The organism is Vibrio sp. PNB23_22_6 (assembly GCF_052877535.1).
Window position 1 is genome coordinate 49,409 of sequence record NZ_JBNFXP010000008.1, and the last position, 17,594, is coordinate 67,002.

Sequence of the window (17,594 nt, forward strand, 5' to 3'; positions counted from 1 at the left end):
TATACCCAAGTAACCTAGGGATGCTTGGTTCAGTGAGAAGATTACCAATCCACCCCTTTCAGTGCTTTTACGCCGGATTCAAAGGCGTGCTTTACATTCTTCACTTCCGAGACGGTGTCTGCCATTTCAATCAATGAACGATGAGCAGCACGACCGGTGATCACGACTGATTGCATTTTCGGGCGGTTATTCAGTGCTTCAACGACTTCCTCTAAGTCGATGTACCCATAGCTCACCATATACGTCAGCTCATCAAACAGAATCACATCAATCGATTCGTCTTTCAGCATGCGCTTACATTCTTGCCACACAAGTTGAGCGGCTTCTGTATCGGCGGTTTTATTTTGCGTTTCCCAAGTAAAACCCGTTGCCATGACTTGGAATTCCACGCCGAGGTTTTCTAGCAGGTTACGCTCTCCATTATCCCACGTGCCCTTGATGAACTGAGCAACAGAACATTTTAAGCCATGACCAAGTGCGCGAGCGATGGTGCCAAAACCGGAGGTCGATTTACCTTTACCGTTGCCAGTAATGATGAGTAATAAACCCTTTTCTTCTTGAGCGGCGGCGATCTTTGCGTCTACTTGTTCTTTTACTTTTTGCTGGCGAGCCTTATGGCGTGCCTCTTTGTTCTCTTCGATAGACATTCTCTTTCCTTAATTCTATCTACAAGCCAGTGTGCTGACTTGGGTAAAGCAAATTATCTCGCTATGATAGTTCAACAGCAGGTAAAGAAAAACCATCGAGAATACAGGGAATAAAATGAAGAAAGTACTCGTTGTTTGTATGGGAAACATTTGTCGCTCACCTACGGGAGAGGCCGTATTAAAATCGAAAGCACAGGCGCTAGGAGTGCCACTACAGGTAGAATCTGCAGGTACCATTGGTTATCACGTAGGAAGCCGTCCGGATGCGCGTGCCATGCAAGCAGGTCAGTTACGTGGTTATTCATTCAAAGGTATGAAAGCACGTAAGGTGGTTGTTGGGGACTTTTCCGCGTTTGATATGGTGTTGGCGGCGGATAAAGCCAATTTAGCGGATTTATTGGATCTCTGTCCGGATGAGTATCGACATAAAGTGTCTTTGTTTCTGAGTCATGGAGATTCTCGCTACGACGAAATCCCTGATCCATACTACGGGGGGGAGAACGGTTTCGAACTGGTATTAGACCTTATTGAAGAGGCATCAGACGCCATTCTAAAAAAGCTGATATAAAACAGCGAGTCGTTTTCACGACACAATTGAAGAACAAAAGGGATGAGCTCAGCTCATCCCTTTTGGTTTGTTAGCCAGCTAGGATGTCGGTGGCAACTTTATAGCTTGGGTCTTCTTTCACATTAATTTCTACCAAGCTACCCGCTTTATCGAGAAGCTTACGGCAGTCAGGGCTTAGGTGACGTAGGTGAAGTGTTTTGTCTAACGTTGCGTAGCGTTCTGCAAGCGTTTCTATCGCTTCAATAGCAGAGTGGTCGGTTACGCGTGAATCAGCGAAGTCAACAATGATATCTTTAGGATCATCTTGCGCATTGAACAACTCAAGGAAGTTCGCTGCCGAGCCGAAGAAAATAGGGCCGTGAATCTTGTACTCTTTTGAGCCTTCTTCGTTTAGGCGGGTATCCGCATAGATGTGCTTAGCATGCTGCCATGCAAACATTAGAGCAGAGGCAATGACACCAACCGCTACGGCTACGGCAAGGTCAGTCAGAACCGTCACTACTGTAACGAGAACGATAACAAAGAAATCTTGCTTTGGTACACGGCGCGCCAATTTAAACGTTGCCCATTCAAATGTTCCGATTACTACCATGAACATCACACCAACAAGCGCTGCAAGCGGGATCATTTCAATAAGTGATGATGCGAACAGGATGAAGATCAGTAGTGCGCTTGCGGCAACAATACCAGACAGACGGCCACGACCACCTGAGTTTACGTTGATCATAGATTGGCCAATCATCGCACAACCACCCATGGCACCGAATACCGAGCAGGTCATGTTTGCCATACCTTGACCGATACATTCACGGTTAGATTGACCACGAGTGTTGGTCATCTCATCAAGTACCGTTAGCGTCAGTAGCGATTCGATCAGACCGATGGCTGCAAGGATTATCGCGTAGGGCAGGATGATTTGAATGGTTTCCAGTGTAAATGGTACTACCGGAATTGAGAAAGTCGGCAGAGAACCAGCCAATGTCGCAGCCTCATCACCAGACATTGTGCGTAGGAAATCTACAACCGTACGTGTTTCAAGATCTAAGCCCACCACAAGTGCTGTTACGGTTACGATGGCAACAAGTGATGAAGGCACTGCGGTGGTTAGCTTTGGTAAGAAGTGGATGATTGCCATTGTTAGCGCAACGAGACCTAGCATAAGCAGCATTTGGTCTTGTGGTAGCCAAGTAAGCATACCGTTGACATCAGGTGCCTTAAATTGACCAAGCTGAGCTAAGAAGATAACAATTGCTAGGCCGTTCACGAAACCAATCATTACCGGATGTGGAACGATTCGAATGAACTTGCCTAGCTTGAATAGACCAGCTGCGATTTGCAGGATACCGGCTAGCATGATGGCAGCGAATAGGTACTGAACCCCATGAGTCGCCACCAGTGAGACCATAACGACGGCCATCGCACCAGTCGCGCCTGAAATCATACCAGGACGGCCACCGAAGATAGAAGTGATTAGGCCTACGATGAACGCAGCATACAGACCAACCATAGGGTCAACACCAGCAACGAATGCAAATGCTACGGCTTCAGGAACCAATGCTAGCGCAACGGTTAAACCTGATAGCACATCGTTTTTTACTGAGTGCTTAGAAAATTGAGGAAATTCGAACATGTGTAATATAGGGCTCTTTTGGCAATGAAATATCTCCCGACATATATTCGTGTTTGCATAAGCGCTAATAGGTGAAGTTATGTTCACGCCTATCAGTTCAAACTGTAGTGAAAAAGAGCTGCATCAGAATGGTGTCGAAAACTTGAGTCGACGAATGCTACCGAAAAGTGTGATTAAGTTCAAGAATGATAAGGAGAATGAGCCACAAATGTGATCAGTCATTGATATTAATGTGAACAATAATATTCAACATTGCGTTAAACAAAAAAGGCTGCCAAATGGCAGCCTTTCAATTACTTATAGTGACGACAAACTTAGTTGAAGTTTGGTTTTGTCATTCCTGCAGATGCACGGTTTATTGCTACTTGGCTGCCTGCGCCTTTCGGTGCGTAGCGCTCGGCTTTAAACGGTGCTGCTGAAATCGTAATTTCACGAAGCTCTTGAGGACCCGGTGCTTTCGTCATCGGTGCGCTAGCGCGTGGCTTAGTGGCAACGTTGATAACTTCAACTTCAGATACTGGTGCTGCTGCCGGTGATTTAACTGTAATTTCTTCTACAGTTTCTTCTACCGCTTCAGCCACTGGCTCTGGAGTAAGTGTAGTTTCTACAACTGTTTCAGTCACTTCAGCTACAGGTGCATCAACGATAAGCTCTACTGGTGCTGTTTCAACAACTGTAGACTCAGTTTTCTCAGCAACTGGTGCTTTAACGAATGGAGCTTCCATTTTCGCCTCTACAGGTTCTTGAACTTTTGATTCAACAACTGGCGCGTCAACGACGGCATGGTGCTCACGACGGATGATAATTTTACCCATCGCCATTTCTGGACAAGCAAAACCACCTTGGATTGCAGATACTGCCGTCGCTGCTGCTTCTTCTTGAACTCGCTCTTCCTTCTTCGGCGCTGGTTTTTGAATGTAGCGTGGCATCACTTTACCCATTGCCATCTCAGGAGAAGCTACGCCACCCTTACGTAGACGGAATGGGTTAGGGCGACGATCGCGACCACGACGACGGCGTTGACCACTTGCACGTAGGTGACGTGGAGAACGACGATTGCGACGCTGTTTAGATTCTGCTTGAAGGTTGTCTTGTTGTGCTTCTGCGATTGCCTCAACTGGCTTTTCAACAGGAGCTTCAACTGGCAACTCAACGAGTTGTTCAGCCGCTTGCTGGTCCTTAACGCGCACAGATTTGTTTAGTTTGCGACGTTGACGGCGCTCTTTCACTTTCTCTGCTTTGGTGTTTGTCTTCGCTTTGATTTCTTCTGGTTTAGCTTCAGAACGCGCTTCTGCGGCGAGCTGCAGACCTTTTTCCGCTACTTTTACGTTTGCTTTTTGCTCTTGTGATTTCTCAGCTTGTTGAGGTTTTGGCTTACGCTTTTGATTACGGTTTTGTGGTTTGCTTAACTGCTGAACATCGCTTTGTTCAGTCGCTTGTTCATCACGAGGCTTGCGACGGCGCTTGTTATCGCGGTTATCACGGTTATCGCGGTTATCACGGTTATCGCGAGTCTCACGATTATCGCGTTGGTTACCACGACGACGGTCGTTACGATCACGTCGGTTGCGTTTGTTATCGCGGTTCGGTTTCTTTTCTTCTTGTTTCGGCGCTTCTTTTGCTTCTTCAGAACCACCAAATAGGAAGCTACCTAAGGCTTTGAACAGACGGCTAAATAGCCCAGGTTTTTCTTCTTGTACGACTTCTTTCTTCTTCGCTGCTGGAGCAGGCTTAGATGCAGGAGTTGGCGCTGGTGCAGTTTGAGTCGGCGCAGCAAAACCTTTAAGAACAGGCTCTTCAATTCGCTTAGACTTAATTTCAACTTCTGTTGTTTCTTTGCCTTCCGCTTCTTTCATTGCTTCCAGTTTCTTAGGAAGTAAGTAAGAAAGTAGATCAAATTCTTCGCCTTCACGCACGCGGATTACTTCGAAGTGTGGTGTTTCCATATCTGAGTTTGGAACAACCGTGATTTTCACTTCTTGATTGCGTTCGATGTGGTTTACTGAGCGACGCTTTTCGTTCAATAGATAAGAAGCAATTGGAACAGGGACAACCGCCAAAACTTGAGCGGTGTTGTCTTTCAATGCTTCCTCTTCAATTAGACGAAGAACAGACAGTGCTAGAGATTCGTTGTCACGAACAACACCCGTGCCCGTACAACGAGGACAGATGTGGTGGCTTGCTTCTGCAAGAGAAGGGCTCAAGCGTTGACGAGACATCTCTAGTAGACCAAAGCGAGAAATACGGCCGATTTGGACGCGAGCACGATCTAAACGAACAGCTTCACGCAGACGGTTTTCTACTTCGCGTTGGTGGCGTACAGGTGTCATATCAATGAAGTCAATAACAACCAGACCACCTAGGTCACGTAGACGCAATTGACGAGCGATCTCATCAGCGGCTTCTAGGTTTGTGTTCAGTGCCGTTTCTTCGATATCGCCACCCTTTGTTGCACGAGCTGAGTTGATATCGATAGAGGTTAGCGCTTCTGTTGGGTCGATAACGATAGAACCGCCAGAAGGTAAGCGCACTTCACGTTGGAACGCTGATTCAATTTGGCTTTCGATTTGGTAGTGGCTAAATAGCGGAACTTCGCCTTCGTATTTCTTAACACGGTTAATGAAATCAGGGCGAACCAAGCTGATGTGCTCTTTAGCACGTTCATAAATGGTGTTGCTATCAATTAGGATTTCACCAATGTCGCGACGTAGGTAATCACGGATTGCACGAACGATAACGTTACTTTCTTGGTGGATTAAGAATGGGGCAAGGTTAGAGTCTGCCGCGTCCTTAATCGCACTCCAGTGATTAAGTAGTACGTTCAAATCCCATTCAAGCTCTTCAGCGCTCTTTCCAACCCCAGCGGTACGAACGATTAGCCCCATGCCTTGTGGCAGTTCTAAAGTGCTTAACGCTGCTTTTAGCTGAGTGCGCTCGTCACCTTCGATACGGCGTGAAATACCGCCAGCACGTGGGTTGTTAGGCATCAGGACTAGATAGCTACCTGCAAGAGAAATGAAAGTAGTCAGAGCTGCGCCCTTGCTACCACGTTCCTCTTTTTCCACTTGTACGATTACTTCTTGCCCTTCGCTTAGCACTTCTTTAATGCTTGGACGACCTTGGTAAGTGTAACCTTCAGGGAAGTATTCGCGGGCAATTTCTTTGAGAGGGAGGAAACCGTGACGCTCAGCACCGTAATCAACAAATGCGGCTTCTAGGCTTGGTTCGACACGTGTAATACGGCCTTTGTAGATATTCGCCTTCTTAGATTCATGTCCTGGACTCTCGATATCAAGATCGAAAAGTCGCTGGCCATCAACCAGAGCGACACGCAACTCTTCTTTTTGAGTTGCGTTAATTAACATTCTTTTCATTGAAAATTCTCGTTGTCTTCTCTTTTATCTTTCTCGTTTTCTTACCACTTTTTTTCGCTCTTTCACGGTGCCTGATCCCATGGCTTATATATTGCAGCCTCCCGGCTGGAAGGGGATGCTCTTGGGCACGTCAGTTATCACAAATCTCTTAGGGTTTCGGTTAGAAACGAAAAACTTGTGACCCGCTATTCGGGCGGTAGATACTCAACGTGAATATGCGAGGAGTAGAGTGGTAAGTGTTTTGAATTCAAAGAGTCTTACGCCAATGCTGCACCTGATCTTCAATAGTCTACTCACATTGCTTGGGATAGATGATTGGTAATGAACAAAATGTAACCAAACCTTCCTTAGCAGCTGTGAACTATAGCAGCGCGAGTGGATATCAGCAATCGGCTTTCACGCAAACGATAGAAAAATCGGCGCTAATTCAATTTTTCAAATTCATAACTGGCTGTTTAATAAGCACTTGGCTGTTGAAAATAACAAAGATGTAAAACAAACCGCCAACTTGGTGGTGGGTTTTAATAATTTAAACAAAAGCTTGGCGCATTTTGGCTCAATTTATGCCAACAAGTATTTCTTTCGTCGCAAGAATAATGTGAAGTCATACAGATTTGCGTTTACAATAGCGCACATGAGCGAAATAAGAACACAAGTCCAGTTTGTCGATATAGACGAAGATATGGCGGGTCAGCGTATTGATAATTTCTTACGCAACCAATTAAAAGATGTCCCAAAAAGCATGATTTATCGAATCGTGCGTAAGGGCGAAGTGCGCGTAAATAAAAAGCGAGTTAAGGCTGAGTATAAACTGAAAGCGGGTGACCTCGTTCGTATTCCACCAGTAACGGTAGAGAAGAAAGAAGACGACGTAGCGCCAAGCACTAAGTTGAATAAAGTCGCTGAGCTTGAAGATATGATCATTTTTGAAGATGATCATATGTTGATTCTTAATAAACCGTCCGGCACAGCGGTGCATGGTGGTAGTGGTTTGAAGTTTGGCGCTATCGAAGCACTACGTGCGTTACGACCACAAGCTCGTTTCCTTGAACTTGTACATCGTATTGACCGAGATACCTCAGGCATTTTATTGGTCGCAAAAAAACGTTCAGCGCTTCGTCATTTGCAAGCACAGTTCCGTGAAAAAACAGTGAAAAAGTTTTACTTCGCATTGGTGATGGGACAGTGGAAGAGCAGCTGTAAAGTGGTTAATGCACCATTACTGAAAAATGAAGTGAACAGCATCGTGCGCGTTAACCCGAATGGTAAGCCTTCTGAAACACGTTTTAAAATTCTGGAAAAGTTTGAGCAAGCGACGTTGATTCAAGCGAGCCCAATTACTGGCCGTACTCACCAAATTCGAGTGCATACTCAATACACCGGCCATCCTATTGCGTGGGATGACCGCTATGGTGACCGACGCTTTGATGCTTACACCGGACAGGTTGGCCTTGACCGTTTGTTTCTCCATGCGGCAAATATTAAGTTCCAACATCCATCAAACGATGAATGGATGGAAATTAATGCGCCGATGGGACCTAAACTAGAAAAAGTGTTAGTGGGTTTGAGAAAAAGCTAATCCAGCACATGAGTTTAAAGGTATCACCAAGGGAGCATAGCGCTCCCTTTTTAATGTTACCAATTCAACTATCCCTTAAACTGACAAAGAGAGGGGGAAGGAATCTTTACCGTAAAGGCTCATTTTGTCTTTAAGATATATGCCATAGAACATTACAAAACGTCAAAACCTTGCGTTTGTAACATATCAATCAAGTCGATAAGTGGCAGCCCTACTAAGGTATTCGGGTCTTTGCCTACTAACTTATTAAACAGACAAATACCCATTCCTTCACTCTTAAAACTGCCCGCGCAGTAAAAGGGTTCTTCTCTATCGACGTAGCGTTCAATCTGCTCACGACTCAACACCCTGAAGTGAACTTCAAAAGTATCGAAGCCAACTTCAGTATGGTTTGTTGCGGTGTTGTGCACGGCGAGTCCAGTATAAAAAGTGATGACTTTGCCGCTTTGGGCAAGTAGTTGAGCAATGGCATTGTTACGGTCAAGTGGTTTACCAACAATTTTGCCATCAATGACACACACTTGGTCACTACCTATGACTAAACTAGGCTGCTCTGTATCGCAGGATGTCGCTTTATCGATGGCGAGCCTCTGTACTAAGTCCAACGGACGCTCATCAGGCTGTGGTGTTTCGTCGCAATCTGGCGACACGCAAATAAACGGTGTTGAAAGTTTTTCCAGCAATTGTTTACGAAAAGGGGAAGTTGAGGCTAAAACAAGTTGGTAATTTTTCATTTTGAATTACAATTCACAAAAGCATTTTAGATAGCATAATCGATCAAAATTGATTCTGGCTAATGCTCTGTATGTTAAGCGTAAAAAAGTACAACTTTTTTTCCTTTTTCTTTGACTAATTTTGATTTGGAAGATAATATTCGCGCCCTATGCAAAAGGTAAAATTACCGCGAACGGTTGATCCGGCTAAAGCGGCACAGAAACGACTAGATTTCGATGGCATCATCCAAGCTAGTCTTTTTAAGCGCTTAGCGGAAATGACTGATGGCGTAAAACGCGACGCAGAAGTCTCATTGTCATTTGAGATAGATGAACAGCGACTTGTTGTTATCTCTGGTAAAGCTAACATCGAAGTCGAATTAGAGTGTCAGCGTTGTAACGAGGTATTCACACATCTGTGTGAAGTTGAATTCCTTTACACTCCTTACTACGGTGAGAAGACGGAAGAGGAAGCACCAGAAATTTATGATTTGGTAGATCTAAATGAGTATGGTGAATTAGACCTTATACAACTGGTTGAAGACGAGTTCATCTTAGCATTACCTCAAATTGCGATGCATGATGAAGCGGATTGTAGCGTTGATTCAAATAACATGGTTTTTGGTGAGATTCCTGAAGAAATTGAGGAAAAGAAACCGAATCCATTCGACGTTTTGAAAAGTTTGAAAAAGTAATCAGTGTGGTAATTGATGCTTTCTCATCTTTGAACCCAATAGTATAGGAGTAGGGTCAATGGCCGTACAAAAGAGCAAGAAGTCACGTTCAATGCGTGGTATGCGTCGTTCACACGATGCACTAACTACAGCAGCACTTTCTGTAGATGCAACTTCAGGTGAAACTCACCTACGTCACAACGTAACTGCTGAAGGTTACTACCGTGGCAAAAAGGTTATCAACAAGTAAGGTTGACCTTTGCAAAATATTACCGTTGCACTTGATGCAATGGGCGGGGATTTCGGTCCACGCGTAACAGTGCCTGCCGCCGTGCAGGCACTGTCTCATTTCCCAGAGCTAAAAGTGATTCTTATAGGTGATCAATCTCTGATCACGTCTCAATTATCTCAACTAGGTACATCAACCAGTTCTCGTTTGAGCATTGTTCATAGTGAGAAAGTGATTTCAAATTCAGAAAAACCTTCTTTAGCGCTGCGTAATAGTCAAAACAGTTCTATGCGTATGGCGCTCGATCTCGTTTCTGAAAGTGAGGCCGATGCTTGCGTGAGTGGTGGTAACACCGGCGCGCTAATGGCGCTGTCACGCTTTATTCTTAAGCTGCTTCCTGGTATTGAACGTCCTGCATTAGTTTCAGCTTTACCTACCATCAGTGGAAAACGTACTTGGATGTTAGATCTTGGGGCGAATGTGTCGTGTGATGCCGACAGTCTTTTCCAATTTGCTGTAATGGGTAGTGCACTAGCAGAAGAACATTTAGGTCGTCCCCCTCGTGTCGCTGTATTGAATATTGGTGCAGAAGAAATCAAAGGGAACGATTTAGTTAAACGCTGTGCAGAAATGCTTTCTCAAACCGACACGATTAACTTTGTTGGTTATATTGAAGGTAATCAAATTTTGCATGATGTTGCCGATGTTATTGTCTGTGATGGCTTTGTCGGCAATGTATGCTTAAAAGCCAGTGAGGGAACAGCGCATCTCTTTATCGAAAAGCTCAAAACGAGCATGATGGCATCAACGATAAAGGGGTGGATTGCTAGAAAGTTGTTTTCTCGGCTATTTAATGAACTAAAAACACTGAACCCCGACCAGTATAACGGCGCAAGTTTGCTAGGATTGCGCGGCATTGTCATAAAAAGCCATGGAAGTGCGGATGTATCTGCGATTGTCAATGCACTTGGCGAGGCAGTACACGAGGTCAAACGACAAGTACCAAGCCGTATTAGCGATCGTTTGGAAGCGGTTTTACTCGAGAGGCATTATTAGTCTTCATGTATAGCAAAATTTTAGGTACTGGCAGCTACCTGCCATCTCAAGTGCGTACGAACGCTGACTTAGAAAAAATGGTAGATACAAGTGATGAGTGGATCGTCGCTCGCACAGGTATTAAAGAGCGTCGAATTGCAGCAGAAGATGAAACTGTTGCGGACATGGCATTCTACGCAGCTGAAAATGCAATCGATATGGCCGGCATCGATAAAAATGATATCGACCTCATTATCGTTGCGACCACAAGCAGTAGCCATACTTTCCCTTCATCTGCGTGTCAGGTGCAGGCAAAGCTTGGTATTAAAGGTTGTCCTGCTTTTGACTTAGCCGCTGCTTGTTCCGGCTTTGTATACGCATTGTCTGTCGCTGATCAACACATTAAAACGGGTATGTGCAAAAACGTACTTGTGATTGGTGCAGACGCATTGTCAAAAACATGTGACCCGACTGACCGTTCAACCATCATTCTATTTGGTGACGCTGCGGGCGCTGTGGTTGTGGGTGCTAGCGAAGAGCCTGGTATCATCTCTACACACGTGTATTCAGATGGTCAATTTGGCGATCTACTGAGTCTTCCTGTGCCACAACGTGGCAAAGATGCCGACCAGTGGCTGCACATGGCGGGCAACGAAGTTTTTAAAGTGGCCGTAACTCAGCTCTCTAAGCTAGTAAAAGATACGCTTGAAGCGAACGATATGCACAAGTCTGAATTAGACTGGTTAGTGCCGCACCAAGCGAACTATCGTATTATTTCAGCGACAGCGAAGAAACTTTCGATGTCACTAGACCAAGTCGTGATTACATTAGATAAACACGGCAACACGTCTGCTGCAACAGTGCCAACTGCACTGGATGAAGCGGTTCGTGATGGTCGTATTAAACGTGGTCAAACCCTGCTTCTTGAAGCGTTTGGCGGGGGATTCACTTGGGGCTCTGCCCTAGTGAAATTCTAAGTTTCATAAGAATTAAAAATTTAAGATGCGCTAAGGTGCATCTTATTTCTTTTTACTTTGCTTAAAGGAAGACAACATGAGCAAGTTTGCTATCGTATTTCCAGGCCAAGGCTCACAAGCTGTAGGTATGCTTGCTGATCTAGGCGAACAATATGACGTAGTAAAACAAACATTTGCAGAAGCATCTGACGCACTAGGTTACGACCTATGGGCGCTTGTTCAAAATGGACCTGCAGAAGATCTAAACCAAACTTTCCGTACTCAACCTGCTTTGCTAGCGTCATCTGTTGCTATCTGGCGTGTATGGCAAGAGCTTGGTCTTGAGCAACCAGCAAACCTAGCGGGTCACAGCCTAGGTGAATATTCAGCATTGGTATGTGCTGGCGTGATTGACTTTAAAGAAGCAATCAAACTGGTTGAACTACGTGGTCAACTTATGCAAGAAGCAGTACCTGCTGGTACTGGTGCAATGTACGCGATCATCGGTCTAGATGATGAAGCGATTGCAAAAGCGTGTGAAGAAGCAGCGCAAGGTGAAGTGGTTTCTCCAGTAAACTTCAACTCGCCTGGTCAAGTTGTTATCGCAGGTAGTAAAGACGCAGTAGAGCGTGCGGGCGCACTATGTAAAGAAGCAGGTGCAAAACGTGCACTTCCTCTTCCTGTTTCAGTGCCTTCACACTGTGCACTAATGAAACCTGCAGCAGAGAAGCTAGCTGTCGCGCTAGAGTCTATCGAATTCAATGCACCACAACTTCCTGTAATCAACAACGTTGATGTGGCGGCGGAAACGGATCCTGCAAAAATAAAAGATGCACTTGTTCGTCAGCTACACAGCCCAGTACGTTGGACTGAAAGCGTACAGCTAATGAGCGAGCAAGGTGTAGAAAACCTACTTGAGTTTGGCCCTGGCAAAGTACTGACAGGTCTAACGAAACGTATCGTGAAAACACTAAGCGCAGCAGCCGTTAATGACGTTGCTTCGCTAGAAGCTGCTAAGTAATTCGTTCACGATAAGAAAAGGAAAACACAACATGATGAATCTAGAAGGTAAGATCGCTCTTGTGACAGGCGCAAGCCGTGGCATTGGTCGTGCGATTGCGGAGCTTCTTGTTGAGCGCGGTGCGACAGTAATCGGTACGGCGACTTCTGAAGGCGGCGCAGCGGCGATCAGCGAATACCTAGGTGAAAATGGCAAAGGTCTAGCACTTAACGTGACGGACGTTGACTCTATCGAAGCAACACTAAAAACCATCAACGATGAATTTGGCGCGATCGATATTCTAGTCAACAACGCCGGTATTACTCGTGACAATCTACTAATGCGTATGAAAGACGATGAGTGGAACGACATCATCAATACGAACCTTACGCCAATCTACCGCATGTCTAAAGCCGTTCTACGTGGCATGATGAAAAAGCGTTCTGGCCGTATCATCAACGTAGGCTCAGTTGTAGGTACTATGGGTAATGCTGGTCAAACGAACTACGCAGCAGCAAAAGCTGGTGTGATCGGTTTTACTAAGTCGATGGCGCGTGAAGTCGCTTCTCGCGGCGTAACGGTTAACACGGTAGCGCCAGGGTTCATCGAAACTGACATGACTAAGGCGCTAAATGACGACCAACGTGCAGCAACGTTGTCGAACGTGCCAGCAGGCCGTCTAGGTGATCCTCGTGAAATTGCTTCTGCAGTTGTGTTCCTAGCTTCACCTGAAGCGGCTTACATTACTGGTGAAACGTTGCATGTAAATGGTGGTATGTATATGGTTTAACGCACAGTTCGTGCAAAATGAGCTATTTTACTTTGTGAAAAATAGCCTATAGTTGCTGTTAACTGTCGTAAACTTGTCATGGTTATGCACAACATTTGTGCATGATATAAGTCAAAAATGTATTGAAATTCGGTTAATTTCGCTAAATTTGTGGTTTGACCAGCAAGGACCCCCTTGCAACTTTCAATAGTTCGAATAAACTACGGAATCATCGCATTAGGCGAAATCTGTAAAGGAAAAAAAAATGAGCAACATCGAAGAACGCGTAAAGAAAATCATTGTTGAACAGCTAGGTGTGGACGAAGCAGAAGTTAAAAATGAAGCTTCTTTTGTTGACGATCTAGGTGCTGATTCTCTAGATACTGTAGAGCTAGTTATGGCTCTAGAAGAGGAATTTGACACTGAGATTCCTGATGAAGAAGCAGAGAAAATCACTACTGTTCAAGCTGCAATCGACTACGTAAACAGCGCTCAGTAATTATCTCTCCCAGGCGGTCTCCTAGACCGCCTGTGTTCTTTCTAACTTCTTCTATCCTCTCATAGAAATATTCAATTCCCGGAGAATTATATCGTGTCCAAGCGTCGTGTAGTTGTCACTGGCATGGGTATGTTGTCACCGGTAGGCAACACAGTAGAATCATCTTGGAAAGCCCTGCTAGAAGGTCAAAGTGGTATTGTTAACATCGAACATTTCGATACGACAAACTTCTCAACTCGTTTTGCAGGTCTTATTAAAGATTTCGATTGCACAGAGTACATGTCTAAAAAAGATGCTCGTAAAATGGATCTCTTTATCCAGTACGGCATCGCCGCGGGTATCCAAGCGTTAGATGACTCTGGCTTACAAATTACCGAAGAAAACGCGGCTCGAGTTGGTGTAGCAATCGGCTCAGGCATTGGCGGTCTAGATCTAATCGAAACAGGCCATACAGCGCTTGTTGAAAAAGGCCCTCGCAAAGTAAGCCCATTTTTTGTGCCTTCGACCATCGTTAATATGGTGGCAGGTAATCTATCTATCATGCGTGGTCTTCGTGGTCCAAATATCGCGATCTCTACAGCATGTACGACAGGTCTTCACAACATCGGCCACGCTGCACGTATGATCGCATACGGTGATGCCGAGGCAATGGTTGCAGGTGGCTCAGAGAAGGCATCTACACCACTGGGTATGGCTGGCTTTGGGGCGGCTAAAGCACTTTCAACTCGTAATGATGAACCTCAAAAAGCATCTCGTCCATGGGACAAAGGCCGTGACGGCTTCGTTCTTGGTGACGGTGCAGGTATGATGGTTCTGGAAGAATACGAGCACGCGAAAGCACGTGGCGCTAAGATTTACGCAGAGCTAGTGGGCTTTGGTATGTCTGGTGACGCTTACCATATGACTTCTCCAAGTGAAGATGGTTCAGGTGGCGCACTAGCGATGGAAGCGGCAATGCGTGATGCGAAGATCACGGGTACACAAGTGGGTTACGTTAACGCTCATGGTACTTCTACTCCTGCCGGTGACGTAGCTGAAATCAAGGGTGTGAAACGTGCTCTTGGTGAAGAAGGCTCAAAACAAGTACTTGTCTCTTCAACGAAATCTATGACAGGTCACCTTTTAGGTGCGGCGGGTTCAGTTGAAGCGATCATCACGGTGATGTCTCTGGTTGACCAAATCGTGCCACCAACGATCAATCTAGATGACCCAGAAGAAGGCCTCGATATTGACCTTGTACCGCACACTGCGCGTAAAGTTGATATGGAATACGCGATCTGTAACTCGTTCGGTTTCGGCGGAACAAACGGCTCACTTGTATTCAAAAAGTTTGCAGAGTAAAACTCTTTAACACAGTTTTAGAGTAGTGAAACTTGTATTCTAACGGCTCGATGCTTAGCATTGAGCCGTTTTGTTTTATTTGTCGATCAGAAATCAAAGGGTATCTGAATGTTCTGGGTAAATGGACTTCCACAAACGCATGTTTCGCTCGGTGATCGCTCGTTTCAATATGGTGATGGCTGTTTTACCACCATCAAGACTAAGCATAGTCAGTTGGAGCACTGGCAAGCACATATTGAGCGTATGGAGGCGTGTCTAAAAACATTGCACATACCTTTTCCTGATTGGAATACGGTTTTTGATTGGGCGATGCTTGCGGTCTTAAAAGACGAGTCGGCAGGAATCAAAATTCACATCAGTCGTGGCACTGGTGGACGTGGATACAGTCCCGTCGGTATAGATGGTCCGGTTGTAACCATTTCGAACTTCGCATTTCCTTCTCATTATACTTTGTGGCAAGAAAATGGCGTGCAGTTAGGCGTTTGCAAAACCCGCCTAGGCATTCAACCGCTCCTAGCTGGCCATAAGCACAACAACCGAATAGAGCAGGTTCTCGCAAAGGCAGAAATTGAAGGTTCTGAATTTGCCGACGCTGTGACGTTAAATGTGCAAAATCATGTCATTGAAACTACAATGGCAAACCTTTTTTGGGTTAATGGTAAACGGGTATACACACCGCGGTTGAGTTTGTCTGGTGTGGCTGGCGTGATGCGCCGTAAGGTATTGGAGTTTCTCCAAACTGAAGGTTACCCAGTGCAAGTAGCCGAATTCACACTGACGGATTTGCTTGATGCAGAAGAGGTGTGGATGTGTAACTCACTACTGGGTGTTGCGCCGATTTCCGGTATTTCAACACCAGATAACAAGATTGAATTTCCAATTGGAAAATTGACACGACGACTTCAAGGGAATCTAAATACGTGATTAAAAAATTGTTTGCGTTTGTTGTACTGATTGCCGCTATTAGTGCAGCAGGTGTTTTTTACGTTGTTTCACAAACTAAGCAATACGTTAACTCGCCTATTCTTATTGAGCAGCCGCAGCTGTTTACAGTAGAAAATGGCACTAGCTTTCACCGAGTAATGCGCGACTTGGTGAAAGATAACATTATCGAAGCTTCTGACTACACTCGCTTGATGCCTCATCTTTATCCAGAGCTTCTTCAGGTGAGAGCGGGCACTTATCAACTAGAGCCAAAGCTTTCTCTCTATCAAACGTTAGAACAGCTCAATACGGGTAAAGAACATCAGTTTGCTATCACGTTTGTGGAAGGCAGCCGCTTTTCTGAGTGGGTCGACCAACTCAGCACCGCGCCTTATGTAAAACATGATTTGACAGGTCTGTCTGAAAAAGAGATGGCTGAAAAATTGGGGATTGATCGTGAAAAGCTTGAAGGCTTATTTCTTGCTGAAACCTACCATTACACCGCTGGCACAAGCGAAAGTCAGATCTTAGATCGTGCACATAGCAAGTTAAATAAAATTCTTGATGCACAATGGGAACAGCGTCAAGAAAAACTGCCACTGAAAGACAAATATGAAGCGCTGATTCTGGCTTCTATTATCGAAAAAGAGACCGCGATTGATTCAGAGCGTGAGCGCGTGGCTTCTGTATTTGTAAACCGTCTAAATAAACGTATGCGCCTGCAAACGGACCCGACCGTTATCTACGGCATGGGTGATGCCTACGATGGTAATATTCGTAAGAAAGATTTGCGTACTCCAACGCCATACAACACATACACTATCAATGGATTGCCGCCAACGCCGATTGCCATGGCGGGGGAGGCATCGATTGAAGCTGCTTTACACCCAGAAAACAGTAATTATCTATATTTCGTAGCAAGTGGAAAGGGCGGACATGTGTTTTCGAAGTCCCTTGCAGAGCACAATCGTGCTGTACGTGCCTATTTAAGAGAACTAAGAAAGAACAAATGATGAAAGCAAACTTTATTGTCGTTGAGGGCCTCGAAGGCGCGGGTAAAAGCACGGCGATTAAAACCGTTTTAGACACGCTAAATGCTGCGGGCATCGAAGATATCGTCAATACTCGAGAGCCAGGTGGCACACCGCTAGCCGAAAAAATGCGCGCTTTGGTTAAAGAAGGGCACGAAGGCGAAGACCTGAAAGACATGACAGAGCTGCTTTTACTCTACGCAGCACGTGTTCAATTGGTTGAGAACGTGATCAAGCCAGCGCTAGCAAATGGTCAATGGGTAGTTGGCGACCGTCATGATTTGTCTTCTCAAGCTTATCAAGGTGGTGGCCGCCAAATCGACGAGTCGTTGATGAAAAATCTTCGTGACACCACCTTAGGTGAATTTAAGCCGGCTTTCACGTTATACATGGATCTTGACCCTCGTGTTGGCCTCGAGCGAGCACGTGGTCGCGGTGAACTCGATCGTATTGAAAAGATGGACATTAGCTTCTTTGAGCGAACGCGTGAGCGTTACTTGGAGCTCGCAAATGCAGATGATTCCATTGTAGTGATCAACGCTGAGCAGTCGATTGAAGAAGTGGCGCAAGACATTAAAGCCGCTTTGAACGAATGGCTAGCATCATTGTAAGCAAAACGTGGATT

The 17,594-nt window shown here is 45.4% G+C and carries 17 protein-coding genes; 13 read left to right on the top strand and 4 right to left on the bottom strand.

The window, feature by feature from the left end; all coding sequences use genetic code 11:
* Nucleotides 1-41: 41 nt before the first annotated feature.
* Nucleotides 42-647, bottom strand: a complete 606-nt coding sequence (gene cobO, locus ACVA54_RS08615; RefSeq protein ID WP_099079526.1) for a cob(I)yrinic acid a,c-diamide adenosyltransferase — start codon at nt 645-647, stop codon at nt 42-44.
* Between the two features lie 115 nt (nt 648-762).
* On the opposite strand from cobO, the gene ACVA54_RS08620 reads away from it, so the two are divergent.
* Nucleotides 763-1,215, top strand: a complete 453-nt coding sequence (locus ACVA54_RS08620; protein WP_099079527.1) for a low molecular weight protein-tyrosine-phosphatase — start codon at nt 763-765, stop codon at nt 1,213-1,215.
* Nucleotides 1,216-1,285: 70 nt separating this feature from the next.
* Here ACVA54_RS08620 and ACVA54_RS08625 read toward each other — a convergent pair whose 3' ends face one another.
* Together ACVA54_RS08625 and rne are read right to left on the bottom strand one after the other, a co-directional pair.
* Complete coding sequence (locus ACVA54_RS08625; RefSeq protein ID WP_099079528.1) at nt 1,286-2,845, bottom strand: SulP family inorganic anion transporter; 1,560 nt, start codon at nt 2,843-2,845, stop codon at nt 1,286-1,288.
* Between the two features lie 314 nt (nt 2,846-3,159).
* Nucleotides 3,160-6,219 carry a ribonuclease E gene (gene rne, locus ACVA54_RS08630; RefSeq protein WP_446596524.1) on the bottom strand — a complete coding sequence of 1,020 codons (3,060 nt, stop codon included), beginning with the start codon at nt 6,217-6,219 and terminating at the stop codon, nt 3,160-3,162.
* A gap of 634 nt (nt 6,220-6,853) precedes the next feature.
* Here rne and rluC point away from each other — a divergent pair.
* On the top strand, nt 6,854-7,798 hold the full coding sequence (gene rluC / locus ACVA54_RS08635; protein WP_119463751.1) for a 23S rRNA pseudouridine(955/2504/2580) synthase RluC: 945 nt from the start codon (nt 6,854-6,856) through the stop codon (nt 7,796-7,798).
* Between the two features lie 152 nt (nt 7,799-7,950).
* Here rluC and ACVA54_RS08640 read toward each other — a convergent pair whose 3' ends face one another.
* The gene (locus tag ACVA54_RS08640) at nt 7,951-8,532 is read right to left on the bottom strand and encodes a Maf family protein (protein ID WP_099079530.1); all 582 of its coding nucleotides are present in this window, start codon (nt 8,530-8,532) and stop codon (nt 7,951-7,953) included.
* 149 nt (nt 8,533-8,681) lie between these two features.
* On the opposite strand from ACVA54_RS08640, the gene yceD reads away from it, so the two are divergent.
* From yceD to tmk, 11 genes are all read left to right on the top strand, one after another.
* Nucleotides 8,682-9,206 (top strand): 23S rRNA accumulation protein YceD, encoded by a 525-nt coding sequence (gene yceD / locus ACVA54_RS08645; protein ID WP_099079531.1) that lies wholly within the window; start codon nt 8,682-8,684, stop codon nt 9,204-9,206.
* A 58-nt stretch (nt 9,207-9,264) separates the two neighbouring features.
* Nucleotides 9,265-9,435 (top strand): 50S ribosomal protein L32, encoded by a 171-nt coding sequence (gene rpmF / locus ACVA54_RS08650; RefSeq protein ID WP_004414666.1) that lies wholly within the window; start codon nt 9,265-9,267, stop codon nt 9,433-9,435.
* A 9-nt stretch (nt 9,436-9,444) separates the two neighbouring features.
* Nucleotides 9,445-10,470, top strand: coding sequence for a phosphate acyltransferase PlsX (plsX, locus tag ACVA54_RS08655; RefSeq protein WP_099079532.1), 1,026 nt, complete (start codon nt 9,445-9,447; stop codon nt 10,468-10,470).
* 5 nt (nt 10,471-10,475) lie between these two features.
* Nucleotides 10,476-11,426 (top strand): beta-ketoacyl-ACP synthase III, encoded by a 951-nt coding sequence (locus tag ACVA54_RS08660; protein ID WP_099079533.1) that lies wholly within the window; start codon nt 10,476-10,478, stop codon nt 11,424-11,426.
* A gap of 76 nt (nt 11,427-11,502) precedes the next feature.
* Nucleotides 11,503-12,426, top strand: a complete 924-nt coding sequence (gene fabD, locus ACVA54_RS08665; protein WP_446580425.1) for an ACP S-malonyltransferase — start codon at nt 11,503-11,505, stop codon at nt 12,424-12,426.
* A 34-nt stretch (nt 12,427-12,460) separates the two neighbouring features.
* Nucleotides 12,461-13,195 carry a 3-oxoacyl-ACP reductase FabG gene (gene fabG, locus ACVA54_RS08670; RefSeq protein ID WP_172438126.1) on the top strand — a complete coding sequence of 245 codons (735 nt, stop codon included), beginning with the start codon at nt 12,461-12,463 and terminating at the stop codon, nt 13,193-13,195.
* Nucleotides 13,196-13,439: 244 nt separating this feature from the next.
* Nucleotides 13,440-13,673, top strand: a complete 234-nt coding sequence (gene acpP / locus ACVA54_RS08675) for an acyl carrier protein (protein ID WP_004406112.1) — start codon at nt 13,440-13,442, stop codon at nt 13,671-13,673.
* 93 nt (nt 13,674-13,766) lie between these two features.
* Nucleotides 13,767-15,014, top strand: a complete 1,248-nt coding sequence (gene fabF, locus ACVA54_RS08680) for a beta-ketoacyl-ACP synthase II (RefSeq protein ID WP_119463624.1) — start codon at nt 13,767-13,769, stop codon at nt 15,012-15,014.
* A 108-nt stretch (nt 15,015-15,122) separates the two neighbouring features.
* Nucleotides 15,123-15,938 (top strand): aminodeoxychorismate lyase, encoded by an 816-nt coding sequence (gene pabC / locus ACVA54_RS08685; protein ID WP_119463623.1) that lies wholly within the window; start codon nt 15,123-15,125, stop codon nt 15,936-15,938.
* Entirely contained in the window at nt 15,935-16,951 is a 1,017-nt protein-coding gene (gene mltG / locus ACVA54_RS08690; RefSeq protein WP_119463622.1) for an endolytic transglycosylase MltG, read from the top strand. Before pabC ends, mltG begins: the two co-directional genes overlap by 4 nt.
* A complete protein-coding gene (gene tmk / locus ACVA54_RS08695) occupies nt 16,948-17,580 on the top strand; it encodes a dTMP kinase (protein WP_099079539.1) in 633 nt (210 codons plus the stop codon). Before mltG ends, tmk begins: the two co-directional genes overlap by 4 nt.
* Nucleotides 17,581-17,594 lie beyond the last annotated feature (14 nt).

Coding starts and splice junctions, on each gene's coding strand:
- cobO (WP_099079526.1), bottom strand. CDS start 647: ATGTCTATCGAAGAGAACAAAGAGGCACGCCATAAGGCTCGCCAGCAA.
- ACVA54_RS08620 (WP_099079527.1), top strand. CDS start 763: ATGAAGAAAGTACTCGTTGTTTGTATGGGAAACATTTGTCGCTCACCT.
- ACVA54_RS08625 (WP_099079528.1), bottom strand. CDS start 2,845: ATGTTCGAATTTCCTCAATTTTCTAAGCACTCAGTAAAAAACGATGTG.
- rne (WP_446596524.1), bottom strand. CDS start 6,219: ATGAAAAGAATGTTAATTAACGCAACTCAAAAAGAAGAGTTGCGTGTC.
- rluC (WP_119463751.1), top strand. CDS start 6,854: ATGAGCGAAATAAGAACACAAGTCCAGTTTGTCGATATAGACGAAGAT.
- ACVA54_RS08640 (WP_099079530.1), bottom strand. CDS start 8,532: ATGAAAAATTACCAACTTGTTTTAGCCTCAACTTCCCCTTTTCGTAAA.
- yceD (WP_099079531.1), top strand. CDS start 8,682: ATGCAAAAGGTAAAATTACCGCGAACGGTTGATCCGGCTAAAGCGGCA.
- rpmF (WP_004414666.1), top strand. CDS start 9,265: ATGGCCGTACAAAAGAGCAAGAAGTCACGTTCAATGCGTGGTATGCGT.
- ACVA54_RS08660 (WP_099079533.1), top strand. CDS start 10,476: ATGTATAGCAAAATTTTAGGTACTGGCAGCTACCTGCCATCTCAAGTG.
- fabD (WP_446580425.1), top strand. CDS start 11,503: ATGAGCAAGTTTGCTATCGTATTTCCAGGCCAAGGCTCACAAGCTGTA.
- fabG (WP_172438126.1), top strand. CDS start 12,461: ATGAATCTAGAAGGTAAGATCGCTCTTGTGACAGGCGCAAGCCGTGGC.
- acpP (WP_004406112.1), top strand. CDS start 13,440: ATGAGCAACATCGAAGAACGCGTAAAGAAAATCATTGTTGAACAGCTA.
- pabC (WP_119463623.1), top strand. CDS start 15,123: ATGTTCTGGGTAAATGGACTTCCACAAACGCATGTTTCGCTCGGTGAT.
- tmk (WP_099079539.1), top strand. CDS start 16,948: ATGATGAAAGCAAACTTTATTGTCGTTGAGGGCCTCGAAGGCGCGGGT.